This window comes from Vogesella aquatica, from assembly GCF_028548455.1.
In the GTDB taxonomy this organism is placed as follows: Bacteria; Pseudomonadota; Gammaproteobacteria; order Burkholderiales; family Chromobacteriaceae; genus Vogesella; species Vogesella aquatica.
The window spans coordinates 98,700-111,084 of sequence record NZ_JAQQLF010000015.1; the positions used below are offsets into that span (position 1 = coordinate 98,700).

General features: G+C 62.2%; 14 protein-coding genes. 6 read left to right on the plus strand and 8 right to left on the minus strand.

The genetic code is table 11. From position 1 onward, the window contains the following. Positions 1-11: 11 nt before the first annotated feature. From PQU95_RS12815 to PQU95_RS12835, 5 genes are read right to left on the minus strand one after another with little or no spacing between them, the layout of a single operon-like run. The gene (locus tag PQU95_RS12815; RefSeq protein WP_272752390.1) at positions 12-1,658 is read right to left on the minus strand and encodes a methyl-accepting chemotaxis protein; all 1,647 of its coding nucleotides are present in this window, start codon (positions 1,656-1,658) and stop codon (positions 12-14) included. Positions 1,659-1,696: 38 nt separating this feature from the next. After that, positions 1,697-3,841 carry a chemotaxis protein CheA gene (locus PQU95_RS12820; RefSeq protein ID WP_272752391.1) on the minus strand — a complete coding sequence of 715 codons (2,145 nt, stop codon included), beginning with the start codon at positions 3,839-3,841 and terminating at the stop codon, positions 1,697-1,699. After that, on the minus strand, positions 3,831-4,127 hold the full coding sequence (locus PQU95_RS12825; RefSeq protein WP_272752392.1) for an STAS domain-containing protein: 297 nt from the start codon (positions 4,125-4,127) through the stop codon (positions 3,831-3,833). The genes PQU95_RS12820 and PQU95_RS12825 overlap by 11 nt, the downstream gene beginning before the upstream one ends. Before the next feature lie 51 nt (positions 4,128-4,178). After that, positions 4,179-4,547, minus strand: a complete 369-nt coding sequence (locus tag PQU95_RS12830) for a response regulator (RefSeq protein WP_272752393.1) — start codon at positions 4,545-4,547, stop codon at positions 4,179-4,181. 18 nt (positions 4,548-4,565) lie between these two features. Beyond that, a complete protein-coding gene (locus tag PQU95_RS12835) occupies positions 4,566-5,708 on the minus strand; it encodes a methyl-accepting chemotaxis protein (RefSeq protein WP_272752394.1) in 1,143 nt (380 codons plus the stop codon). Positions 5,709-6,092: 384 nt separating this feature from the next. Between PQU95_RS12835 and hemF the strand changes: the two genes are divergently transcribed. The 4 genes from hemF to PQU95_RS12855 all read left to right on the plus strand — a co-directional run bounded on the left by hemF (position 6,093) and on the right by PQU95_RS12855 (position 8,991). Further along, the gene (gene hemF, locus PQU95_RS12840) at positions 6,093-7,001 is read left to right on the plus strand and encodes an oxygen-dependent coproporphyrinogen oxidase (protein WP_272752395.1); all 909 of its coding nucleotides are present in this window, start codon (positions 6,093-6,095) and stop codon (positions 6,999-7,001) included. Beyond that, entirely contained in the window at positions 6,998-7,588 is a 591-nt protein-coding gene (locus tag PQU95_RS12845; RefSeq protein WP_272752396.1) for a hypothetical protein, read from the plus strand. Before hemF ends, PQU95_RS12845 begins: the two co-directional genes overlap by 4 nt. Before the next feature lie 18 nt (positions 7,589-7,606). Then, entirely contained in the window at positions 7,607-8,005 is a 399-nt protein-coding gene (locus PQU95_RS12850; RefSeq protein WP_272752397.1) for an HIT family protein, read from the plus strand. A gap of 146 nt (positions 8,006-8,151) precedes the next feature. Next, a complete protein-coding gene (locus tag PQU95_RS12855; protein WP_272752398.1) occupies positions 8,152-8,991 on the plus strand; it encodes a sulfurtransferase in 840 nt (279 codons plus the stop codon). 68 nt (positions 8,992-9,059) lie between these two features. Here the strand turns inward: PQU95_RS12855 and PQU95_RS12860 are convergent, their stop codons facing one another. Both PQU95_RS12860 and PQU95_RS12865 read right to left on the minus strand, forming a co-directional pair. Next, entirely contained in the window at positions 9,060-9,656 is a 597-nt protein-coding gene (locus PQU95_RS12860; protein WP_272752399.1) for an RBBP9/YdeN family alpha/beta hydrolase, read from the minus strand. Further along, positions 9,656-10,429 carry an exodeoxyribonuclease III gene (locus PQU95_RS12865; protein ID WP_272752400.1) on the minus strand — a complete coding sequence of 258 codons (774 nt, stop codon included), beginning with the start codon at positions 10,427-10,429 and terminating at the stop codon, positions 9,656-9,658. The genes PQU95_RS12860 and PQU95_RS12865 overlap by 1 nt, the downstream gene beginning before the upstream one ends. 74 nt (positions 10,430-10,503) lie before the next feature. Between PQU95_RS12865 and pyrE the strand changes: the two genes are divergently transcribed. Together pyrE and PQU95_RS12875 are read left to right on the plus strand one after the other, a co-directional pair. Beyond that, positions 10,504-11,148 carry an orotate phosphoribosyltransferase gene (pyrE, locus tag PQU95_RS12870; RefSeq protein WP_272752401.1) on the plus strand — a complete coding sequence of 215 codons (645 nt, stop codon included), beginning with the start codon at positions 10,504-10,506 and terminating at the stop codon, positions 11,146-11,148. 2 nt (positions 11,149-11,150) lie between these two features. Further along, positions 11,151-11,765 (plus strand): DUF4124 domain-containing protein, encoded by a 615-nt coding sequence (locus tag PQU95_RS12875; protein WP_272752402.1) that lies wholly within the window; start codon positions 11,151-11,153, stop codon positions 11,763-11,765. Positions 11,766-11,771: 6 nt separating this feature from the next. On the opposite strand, the gene PQU95_RS12880 is transcribed toward PQU95_RS12875, so the two are convergent. After that, positions 11,772-12,098 (minus strand): hypothetical protein, encoded by a 327-nt coding sequence (locus PQU95_RS12880; protein ID WP_272752403.1) that lies wholly within the window; start codon positions 12,096-12,098, stop codon positions 11,772-11,774. Positions 12,099-12,385: the final 287 nt, after the last annotated feature.

Below are 12,385 nucleotides of genomic sequence, written 5' to 3' on the forward strand. Positions count from 1 at the left end.
GGTCTCCCCGCTTAGAAGCGCACGAAATCGTTTTCGTCCGCCTCGCCGCCCGCACTGCCGTGCAGGTTGGCCGCAGGCTGACTGCTGGCCGTGCCGCGCCCGGTATTGCGACGGCGAGCCAGGCCCGAGGTTTCGATACGGAAGAACGAAATCAGGTCTTGCAGGTTTTCCGCCTGGCCGCTCATTTCCTCGGCCGTCGACGCCAGCTCCTCGCTGGACGACGCGCTTTGCTGGGTAGCCGAGTTGATCTGCTGTACCGAGGCGTTGATCTGGCCTACGCCGGTAGCCTGCTCCATCGATGCGGCGGAAATTTCTTGCACCAGGTCGGCGGTTTTCGAGCTGGAGCGCACGATTTCTTCCAGCAGCTGGCCGGCGCGCTCGGCCATGGACACGCTGCCGCTGGCCACTTCGCCGATTTCCTGTGCCGCTACCTGGCTGCGCTCGGCTAGCTTGCGTACCTCGGCCGCCACCACGGCAAAGCCTTTGCCGTGTTCGCCGGCACGGGCGGCTTCGATCGCCGCGTTCAGCGCCAGCAGGTTGGTCTGGTAGGCAATGTCGTCCACGATACTGATCTTGTCGGCGATCTGGCGCATGGCCACCACGGTCTGTTTCACCGCGTCGCCGCCCTCGGCGGCCTCGCGCGCGGCCTTGGTGGCAATGCTCTCGGTGAGCTTGGCGTTATCGCTGGTCTGGTTGATGGACGAGGACATTTCTTCTACCGACGCCGAGGTTTCCTCCACACTGGCAGCCGACTCGCTGGCCCCCTGCGCCAGCGACTGGGCGGTGGCGCTCACCTGCTGCGAGGCGGACGACAAGTTGTCGGCGTTGCTGCGTACCTCGGCCATGATGCCGCGCAGCTTGTCGATGGTGGCGGCAATGGACGCCGCCAGGCTGGTGGTGTCACCCGGTTTCACGGTGACATTCACCATCAGGTTGCCGTTGGCCACTTCGCGCATGGCGTCGGCCACATAGTGCGGCTCGCCACCCAGCGAGCGGGCGATATTACGGATGATCAGGATGGCCACCACGATACCCACCACCAGCGCGATGATGGACACGGTCAGCATCTGCATGAAGGCGGCGTTGTACTTGTCGTCCGCCTCTTTCGCCATGTCCACACTAAGCTGGGTTTCAAACGCCGCCAGCTCGGCAATCAGGCTGCGCAGCTTGCCCATGGCCGGGTTAGCCTGCTGCTGCATCATGGTGGCGGCTTCTTCGTTCTGGTTGGCCGCACCCAGCTGCACCACGCGGTCAACAATAGGAAAGGCCACCGCTGCCTGCGCCGCAATCTGGTTCATCAGGTCGCGCTCTTTCTCGCTCATCGGCTCTACCTGGGCGGCAAACAGGTCCTGCAGCTTGCGGTACACCTCCGGGTATTTGTTCTTGTTGCTGTTGTAGATTTCCACTGCTTTGCCCAGCTCGGCAGCGTCGGTAATGATGATCACGTTGCGGTACTGCACGCGCATTTCCTGCACCGCGTCGTTCATGGCGTTGATCTGCACCAGCTCGGGGCTGTTCTCCTTGGTGATGGCACTCATCTGGACATTGATCTGGCGAAAGCCATTCATGGCGATCAGAAACACCAGCAGCATGAAGAAAATCACCGCACCAAAGCCCAGGCCCAGGCGCATGGCGACAGACATCTGTTTTGTGCTCATTTTTACACTCCCCGCAGCCACCGGCTGCCATGGTTGATTTAGTGATTACCGTGGCCACCACGCTGCTGCGCGTGTTCGGCGTGGCTGGCAAAACGCTCTGCTTCCTGGCTTGTTGCAAAATGGATCAACGACGGTACATCCAGAATCAGTGCCACCTCGCCCGAGCCCAGAATGGTGGACCCGCTAATGGCGCGCAGGTGGCGGAACAGGTTACCCAGCGGCTTGATCACGGTCTGGAACTCGCCCAGCAGCTCGTCCACCACCAGCCCGGCCTTGCTGTCGCCGTAGCGCACCACCACCACGTTCTGGCGCTTGGCGTGCGGCTGGCCCAGCTCCAGGAAACGGTTCAGCCCCAGTAGCGGCAGCACTTCGCCGCGCAGGTTCAGGCAGTTGTGCGCGTCGCCCTGCAGCGCATCGGGCGGTAGCTCGATGCACTCGATCACGGTTTCCAGCGGTATCACGAAGGTGGCGTTGCCCACCGACACCAGGAAGCCATCGATAATGGCCAGCGTCAGCGGCAGGCGAATGCGGAAGGTGGTGCCCTCGCCCACGGCCGAGTCGATATCGATGGTGCCGCGCAGCTGTTCGATGCTGCGCCGTACCACGTCCATGCCTACGCCACGGCCGGAGATGTTGGTGACCTGCTCGGCGGTGGAAAAGCCCGGCTCGAAGATCAGCTTGTAGATGTCGCCGTCCGGCAGCACGCTGTCGGCGGGCACCAGGCCATTGGCCACGGCTTTGGCCAGGATCTTGTCTTTACGCAGCCCTGCGCCGTCGTCGGCGACCTCGATCACCACGCTGCCGCTTTCGTGGTAGGCGTTCAGCCATACATTGCCTTCGGCGGGCTTGCCTGCGGCCAACCTGGCCTCGGACGACTCGATGCCGTGGTCCATGGCGTTACGCACGATATGCATCAGCGGGTCGCCCAGCTTGTCCACCATGGATTTATCCAGCTCGGTGTCGGCACCGGACACATTCAGCTGGATGCTCTTGCCCAGCTCTTTGGATACATCGCGCACTACGCGCGGGAAGCGGCTGAAAATCTCGCCGATCTGTACCATGCGCATGCTTAGCGTACCGGCACGGATCTGCTCGATCAGGTTGGCAATGGCGATGGTGGATTCCACCAGCGCGCTTTGCGCCGAACGGCGCGCCATCAGGTTGGCCGCCGCCCCGGCGATCACCAGCTCGCCGATCAGGTTGATCAGGCTATCGAGCTTGGCGGCTTCTACCTTGATAAAACGGCTTTCGCTGGCGCGCGGCGGCTTGGCCTCGGCGGCGCCAGTGGCCGGCTTGTCGGCCTTCTCGCTGGCTTTGTCGCTGGCTTTGTCTGCGGCTTTGGCGGGCGGGGCGGGCTCCGGCTCGGCCGTGGCGTCCGGGTCCAGCCCCAGCGCCAGCCAGGCCTGGCGCACGGCGGCTTGCTCGGCCTCGTCGGCGTCGGCGATCAGCTGCGGCCAGTGCGCCGCGGCCTCGCCCACCGGAAAGATATGGATCTGGCTGTCTTCGCGCACGAACTCGAATACGTCCAGCAGCATTTGCTGGCTGGCGTCGCTGGAAAACAGCAGCTCGAAACGCAGGTAGCAGCTTTCCGGGTCGAAGCGCTCGGCCTGCGGCAGGCGGCACAGTACCGGCTGCACCACCAGGAATTCGCCCAGCAGCCGCAGGTAGCGGAAGAAGGCAGACGGGTCCATGCCGTTGCGCAGTACGTCTTCGTTAAAGCGCAGCGACATCACCCAGTCGCGCAGGCCGCCTTGTTCGGGCGCGCTGGCCTGGCTGCTGCCGGCGGGTTCGTCTACGGCAGCGGGCTGGGCGTAGTGGCGCAATTCGTCCAGCAGGCTGGTCTGCAGCATCTCCTGCTGCGTGGCTTTGTCGTCTACCACGGCCAGCATGGCTTTGACGTGGTCGTGGCAGCGCAGCAGCAGGCCGGACAGGTCTTCGCTCAGCGCCAGATGGCCACTACGCAGCAGGTCCACCACGTTTTCGGCTTCGTGGGTGAAGTGCACGATTTCGTCCATGCCAAACAGGCCGGCCGAACCCTTGATGGTGTGCATGGCGCGAAACAGGGCGTTGAGCTGCTCGTCGGTGGTGTCGGTGGCCTCCACATCCAGCAGGATGCGCTCCATGTCTTCCAGCAGCTCGCGCGCTTCTTCCAGAAACGTTTGCTTGGCGGCATCAAGATTCATGGCCGGCCTCCTCTTCCACGATTGGCAGGTAGATCAGCAGCCCCAGCATGGTGAACAGCTCGCGGGCAGCGGCCGATAACTGCACCAGCGCGAGCGTCTTTTGCAGCCGGGTGGCTTCGCTGTGCAGCCACAGCAGCACTTGCGCTGCCGAGCTGTCCATTTCACCGACCGCCGACAAATCCACGGTCAGGCTGTCGCTGGCCATCAGGGCATCGGCTAGCTGCTGGCGCAGCTGGGCCGCTTGGTAAATGGTGCATTCTTCGTCCAGCTTGATGGTGGATGACATGGCGTTCCTCCGGCAGCGTGGCAGTGTGTCCCTGGTGGCGTGCGGCCGGGGCTAGGGCAGAATCAGCTTGGAAATGGCAGACAGCAGAATGGGCGGCTGGAAGGGTTTGACCACCCAGGCTTTGGCACCAGCTTGCTGGCCGGCTTTTTTCTTTTCGTCGCTGGTTTCGGTGGTGAGCATGATCACCGGTGTGAACTTGTACGAAGCGTGCTGCTTCACGTTTTTCAGAAAGGTGATGCCGTCCATCACCGGCATGTTCACGTCGGACACGATCAGGTGAATCTTGCGGCCGTCCAGCTTTTGCAGGCCTTCCTGGCCATTACCGGCCTCGATCACGTCGTAACCGGCGTCCATCAGCGCAATCTTCACCACCTGGCGCAGGCTGGCGGAGTCGTCCACTATCAATATGGTCTTGGCCATGTTCTTGCTCCCCGTTAATCAGAAAAAGGTCACTTCTTCGCTGGCGCTACCACCTTGCGCCTTGCCACCGCTATGCAGCGAGTGCTGCTCGTGGGTGGTGTAGGTTTTTTTCAGCTCGGCCAGCCACTTGCGTGTATCCGGCACCGGTGGCAGCTGCCCGTCCGGCGCTTGCACGGCATCGTTCAGCGTGCTTTCCAGCCGCTGCATGTCCGCCATGACGTGGCCGAGAATCTGGCTGATGCGGTCCTGGAACTGCAGGTTTACCAGCACGTCCTGGATTTCATCGCGCACATGGCTGCCGCTGGCAGACAGGCTCTGCTGGCTGTCTTTCAGCTCATGGGTAACGTGCTGGTAAGTCTGGATGACGTCGGTAACCGAGCTGCTGGCCTCGCCCATCAGGGTTTTCTCTTCCTGCCCCAGTTGCTGGGCACGTTGCGCCGCAGACTCCAGCTCCCCCACAATCTGCTCTACCGCGCTGGCCATGCTTTTACCGGTGTCGTTGGACTGCATGGACAGCTTGCGTACCTCGTCTGCTACCACGGCAAAGCCGCGGCCGGCTTCGCCAGCGCGCGCGGCCTCAATCGCCGCATTCAGCGCCAGCAGGTTGGTTTGCCCGGCAATGAAAGACACCGACTCGGCCATGTCTTGCAGCTTTTGCGTGTGGCCCTGCAGCTGGGTAATGCGTTCGATCAGCTGGTTACGCTTGGTCACCGACTCGTCCAGCACCTTCAAGGTTTGCAGTAGCTTGTGCTCGGCCTGCTCCAGCTTGGCGAAATCGCTGATACCGGCGCTTTTGTCACCCAGCGACTGGCGAATGATGTCGTTCATGCTGGCAAAACGTGCTGCCAGCTTGCCAATGGCGTCTTCTACCTGGCAGGCGGCCAGCTGCACCTGGCCAGACCACAGCGGCAGCACCTGGGACACCAGCCGGCCGGCCTCTGGCCAGTACGGCGGCTGGGCGGGCTCCGGCAGCCCTGGCGGCTCGGCTTCGTTACCGTCTGCCGGCGGGCCTGGCAACAGGCATATCGCCAGCACGGGCACGACAAACAGTACGGCCGCCAGCCACCAGGCGCTGCCGGCAACCCAGACCAAGAGCGGGCCCAGCACAGCGGACCCGGCCAGATAAGCAATGTGCGGTGTGTTTTTTTGCAGGCTCAGCACGGTATGACCTTTTTGTTTTATGAGTTTACCTAGTGCTATAGCTGCCATTTTTTATAGTTTCAATGTAAGACTAGGCGCGACATGACGCACAATCACGCATAAATCCCGCTTGGTTTAGCTGGATCAACTATTTGCCCTGCAGCCATGCGCTCACGCCAATGGCAAACGCCTTTGCCGCATAAAATTTCAGGGTGATATCTTTGCAGAAAAGCATTGCCACACCCGGCGGGTAAAACAGCCATACCAGCGAGCATCCGCCGGGTATGCGCAGGCTTGCCCGCCATGGCCGACCCGAAAACCTGCGCCGCCCACCTTGCAGCCCAGTCGTTTACGCTGCGGTTTGCCATTACAATCCGGCATGACTTTCGAACCCGGACTACGCGCATGAGCCACCCGCACGCCAATCAGGTAAAACAGTTTCTTTTGGGTCTGCAAGACCATATCTGCCAGGGCCTGGCCACCGCCGACGGTGCGGCCAACTTTATCGAGGACAGCTGGCAGCGCCCGGCAGGCGGCGGCGGGCGTAGCCGCGTGCTGACAAGCGGCGCCGTGTTCGAGCAAGCGGGCGTGAATTTCTCGCACGTATCCGGCGATGCGCTGCCTGCCAGCGCCACCGCCCACCGCCCGGAGCTGGCGGGGCGCCGCTTCGAAGCCATGGGCGTGTCGCTGGTGATCCATCCGGAAAACCCCTACGTGCCAACCAGCCACGCCAATGTGCGCTTTTTCATTGCCGAAAAAGACGGCGAGGCACCGGTATGGTGGTTTGGCGGCGGTTTCGACCTGACGCCCTACTACGGCAATGTGGACGACGTGGTGCACTGGCACACCGTGGCGCGCGACCTGTGCGCGCCGTTTGGTGCCGACACCTACCCGAAATACAAGAAGTGGTGCGACGAATACTTCTACCTGAAGCACCGCAGCGAAGCGCGCGGCGTGGGTGGCTTGTTCTTCGACGATCTGAACCAGCCCGACTTCGACACCAGCTTTGCCTTCATGCAGGCGGTGGGTAATGGCTTTACCGATGCCTACCTGCCCATTGTGGCGCGCCGCAAAGCCACACCGTGGGGCGAGCGTGAGCGCCAGTTCCAGCTGTACCGCCGCGGCCGCTACGTGGAATTCAATCTGGTGTGGGACCGCGGTACGCTGTTTGGCCTGCAGACCGGCGGCCGTACCGAATCCATCCTGATGTCCATGCCGCCGCTGGTACGCTGGGAATACGGCTACCAGCCGGCAGCCGGCAGCCCGGAAGCGGCGCTGTACACCGACTTTTTGCCGCACCGCGAGTGGGTATGAGCCTGCTGCGGCCAACCCTGCGCCAGCTTGGCGCTGCGCTGATGCTGCTCGCGGCACAAACCAGCCAGGCAGCCAAGCCGCTGCCCGCCGAGGTCAAGGCCACGCTGCAGGCCGGCCAGGCACTGCTGGCCTGGGAGGCGGCCGACCTTAACCGCGATGGCCGTGTCGATCTGGTCACCGTCAGCGAAGCCAGTGCCCGGCAAGACGACGACGGCCCCAGGCTGCTGCAAATCTTGCTACGCCTGCCCGACGGCAAGCTGAAAGCCGCCGCCCGCAGCGAACGCGCGGTGATGTGCCGCCAGTGCGGTGGCGTGTTTGGCGACCCGTTTGAAGGCATCCAGACGCAGGCGGGTGGCTTTACGCTGCTGCACTACGGCGGCAGCAACTGGCGCTGGCGCGAGGACTTCCGCTTTGCCTGGTCGCGCCGCGACCAGACCTGGCAACTGGTAGCGGTCGACAGCCTGAGCTACCACACCAGTGACCCGGACAAACAAAGCCAGAAACACGCGCGCCCGCCTCGCGACTTCGGCCTGATCAACCTGGCCGACTTCGATTATGAAAACTGGCAAGGCCGCGGCCAACGTTAAGCCCGTAAAGGACACCCCATGCACTGTGAACTATGCCACCAGGACGGTGGCGACATTCTGTACCGCGACGACAAACTGCGCGTGATTCTGGTGGCCGACGCCGACTACCCAGCGTTCTGCCGCGTGATCTGGCATGGCCATGTGAAGGAAATGACCGACCTGGCCCCAGCCGACCGTGCCCACGTGATGGACTGGGTGTACCGCACCGAAGCCGCATTGCGCACCCTGCTGAAGCCGGACAAGATCAACCTGGCCAGCTTCGGCAATATGGTGCCGCACCTGCACTGGCACGTGATCCCGCGTTTTGCCGACGACAAGCACTTCCCGCAGCCGCTATGGGGCCAAGCCCAGCGTGACGGCGTGGCGCACGGCATGCCACAGTTGGCCGCCGCACTGCGCGCCGCGCTGGCCGGCTGAAGCCCGGCCGTGCTATGGTGGTCAACGTTTAATATTTCAAACAACGCTTGACCACCGTCAACGGCAGCCCGCCTGCCAGGACGCCTTGCGAAGCCGGCCACCGGCTGGCTTCGCAAGGTGCCCAAGCGTGTGCAAAGGAGAACCCCATGTACCGTACCCTGATCAGCGCAGCAGACCTGCTGCAGCACGACACCGCCGACCTGGTGCTGCTGGACTGCCGCTTCCAGCTGGCCGACCCGTCCTATGGCCCCACCGTTTACGAAGCCGGCCACCTGCCCGGCGCCCACTACCTGCACCTGGACTATCACCTGTCCGGCGCCAAGAACGGCAATAACGGCCGCCACCCGCTGCCGGACGGCCAACGCCTGGCGGTGAACTTTGGCGCGCTGGGCATCGGCCCGAATACCCAGGTGGTGACCTACGACGACGCCGGCGGCATGTACGCCGCACGCGCCTGGTGGCTACTGCGCTGGCTGGGCCACGAGGCGGTGGCAGTGCTGGATGGCGGCTTCCAGGCCTGGCAAGCCGCCGGCGGTGCGACCAGCACCGATGCGCCCGAGAAAAACAGCACCCGTTTCGTGATGCGCCCGGCGCTGGAGCAGCTATTCGATATCGACATGGTGGCGGCTAACCTCGACAAAGCCGAACGCGTGCTGATCGATGCCCGCGCCCCCGACCGCTTTGCGGGGCAGAACGAAACACTGGACCCGGTAGGCGGCCACATCCCCGGCGCGCGTAACCGCTTTTTTCAGCTCAACCTGCAGGATGGCCGCTTCAAACCAGCCGAGGCATTGGCCAGCGAATGGCAAGCGGTATTGGGTGACACGCCAGCCAGCGACGTGGTGCTGTACTGCGGTAGCGGCGTCACCGCCTGCCACAACCGCCTGGCCATGGCCCACGCCGGGCTGGACGGTGCCGCGTTATACGCCGGCAGCTGGAGCGAATGGTGCAGCGACGACAGCCGCCCGGTAGCGACCGGCGCCTGATCACTGCCCGCAGCAAAACAAAAAGGTTGGCCGCATGCGGCCAACCTTTTTTGCGTCTTAAGCCAGCGTCAACCCAGCATCAACTGCTGGATCAGCTTCTGCCCGGCCTTCCAGTCGCCCAGGCCGCTGTGGCTGCCCATATGGCCGGCGTTACCGGCGTCCAGCAGCGGTACACCCCAACACGCCGCCATCGCCTCGCTACTGGCATAGTCGCAGAACAGGTCATCGCGGCTGGCTACCATGCGCGCCGGTACCGGCACACGCACATCACGCGGCGCGGCAAAGCCATCAAACGCCGGTAGGGGCGCGGCGTCCGGCAGCTCGCCGCTGGCACGCGCCCGTGCCTCGGTTATCGGCAAGGCCGGTGGTGCTACCAGCAGCAGGCCTTTTATCTTGCGCTGCTGCAGCAGGCTAGCCTGCCCCAGCCATTCCACTGCGGTATGGCAGCCCAGGCTATGCGCCGCCAACACCACCTTGCCGCTGCAGCCGTCTACCGTGTCGGCCAAGCGCTGCACCCAGGCATCGCGGCTGGGGTACAGCCAGTTATCCTGCTCCACACGGCGCGCCAGCGGGTACAGCATTTCCCAATAGCTTTGCCAGTGTTTGGGGCCGGAGTTGCCCCAGCCCGGCACGGTGATCAGGAAAATATCGTCGTCATCCCACATTACAGGCTCCGTTCGTAGTCAACGGTCAGTGGGGCGTGGTCGGAAAACTTCTCGTCTTTATAGATGCTGGCGCTACGTGCCTGCGCCATCAGGCCGGGGCTAACGATATGGTAGTCGATACGCCAGCCCACATCCTTGGCATAAGCCTGGCCGCGGTTGCTCCACCAGCTATAGCCCGGTGCGTCGGGGTACAGCGTGCGCCACGCATCGCACCAGCCGCTGCCCAGCAATTGCGTCATCCAGGCGCGCTCTTCTGGCAGGAAACCGGAATTCTTCAGGTTGCCCTTCCAGTTTTTCAGGTCGATCTCTTGATGGGCAATGTTCCAGTCGCCGCAGATCACCACGTCGCGGCCGCTGGCGCGTAGCGCTTCCATATGCGGCATGAACACGTCGAGAAAATCAAACTTCACCTGTTGGCGCTCGTCGCTGCTGGAACCGGATGGCAGGTACAGCGATACCACAGACAGGTTACCGATATCCAGTTGCAGGTAGCGGCCTTCGGCGTCGATCCAGTCCACACCCAGCCCGGTAATCACACGGTCCGGCGTGTGGCGGGTGTAAATCCCCACCCCGCTATAGCCTTTTTTCTCGGCGTAGTGGAAGTAACCGGTCAAGCCATCCGGATTCTGCATGCGCGGGCTCAGGTCGCCCGCCTGCGCCTTCAGCTCCTGCAGGCAGACAAAATCGGCCTGGTGGCCAGCCAGCCAGTCAAAAAAACCTTTCTTGTCCGCCGAACGGATGCCGTTCAGGTTGGCGGAAACGATTCGAAGCATGGGGTCTCCCGTGGTATCCTTGCGGCGATTTTTCAGCCACGTCAACGCGTTAAAAGTATATAAGGGGTATTCAGATGAGCGATTTCCGCCAGGATTTTATTCGTTTTGCGCTTAAGAAGCAGGTATTGCGCTTTGGCGCCTTCGTCACCAAGGCTGGCCGCACTTCCCCTTACTTCTTCAATGCCGGCTTGTTCAATGACGGCGAAAGCACACTGCAACTGTCCCGCTTTTACGCCAAGTCTATCAGCGAGAGCGGCGTAGCATTCGATATGATCTTCGGGCCTGCCTATAAAGGTATTATCCTGGCCGCCGCCGCCAGCATGGCACTGGCCGAACAGGGCCACAACGTACCGTTTGCCTATAATCGCAAAGAAGCAAAAGACCACGGCGAAGGTGGCACCCTGGTAGGCGCGCCGCTGCAAGGCAAGGTACTGATCATCGACGACGTGATCTCGGCCGGTACTTCGGTACGCGAATCGGTTCAGCTGATCCGCGCCGCCGGCGCAGAGCCAGCCGGCGTAGCCATCGCACTGGACCGCATGGAGCGCGGCACGGGGGAACTGTCCGCAGTACAAGAAGTGGCTCGCGAGTACAATTTACCCGTCATTGCCATCGCGAACCTGAAAGACCTGCTCGGTTTCCTTGAAGATAGCCCGGAACTGGCAGACAATCTGGAAGCGGTGCGTGCTTATCGCGCCCAATACGGAGTCAACGACTAATCATGCGCCCTCACCACCTCGCTCTGCTGATCACCCTGCTTGCCTCGGCAGCAGGGGCCGAAGGTCTGTACAAATGGACCGACGAGCGCGGGGTGGTGCACTACAGCGACTACCCGCCACCAACCGAGCAGAAAAGTGGCGTCAGCAAATTGAACAAACAGGGCATTCTGCTGCGCAAAGGTGAAAGCGAGGCGGACAAACGCGCCCACGAAGCCGAGCTGGCCAGACAAAAGCAGGAACAAGCCCAACGCGCCGAGCAAATCCGCTACGACCGCGCACTACAGGAGCGCTACCGCTCTACCGCAGACATTGCCGCCGAGCGCGACAAGCAGGTAAAAGCCCTACAGACCGGCCTGCGCACGCTGGAAAGCCAGCTACGCATGGCAAGTGCCCAGCTCACCGACCTGAATAACGAAGCCAATAAACTACGCAGTAGTGGTAAAAGCATCTCCCAAGGCCTGAGCAGCCAGCTGGAAGAGAAACAGCACCTGCAGAATGAAACGCAGGCACTGATCCAGTCGCGCCGGGCTGAAATAGAGCGCCTGCGCCTTAAGGCTGCGCAAGACATGCTGCGCTTTCAAGAGCTGAACAAACCTAACCCGGCACCAGCCCGCTAAAACCGCTTACTGCCCTTCTTTCTGCTGCCAGGCATCCCGTAAACGCTGCGTAGCCTGCTGCATCAAGGCATCTGCAGCTGCTTTATCGGCTAGCGCCTGCTGCTGTGCCATCTCAGCTTGCTGTTGCAGTTGCTGAGCATCAAGCAAACGCTTTTGTGCCTGTTTCAACTCCTCCTCCACCTGCAACAAACGCCGGCGAGCCTGATCCTGCTTGCTATCAGCGTCTTGATATGCCATCTGTGCTGATAGCAACAGGGCATCAACATTAGCCGTTTGTGCCCACACCGGCAGGCTTGCCAGGCAGCAAAGCAAGATCGCAGCCTTCTGTTTCATGACGTACCCCCAACAATAAAAGAATCAAGCTTAACGTATCTGCCCATTGGCTGCCCAGCCGCACGCTAACGGAATAGCCGGCTACTCTAACGCCAATGCATAAAGCCCGCGATAGCGGGCTTTATGTCAGGGTCGGCAGGCTGCGGCCAACGTTGGCCGCGGAGTGCGTGCGCGGTGTTTTCGCCGCACCAAAGCACAAAGCCCAGCTCGTCTGAGCTGGGCTTCGGTATCGGGCGTCTGGCGGTGTCCTACTTTCACACAGGTATCTGCACTATCATCGGCGCTGA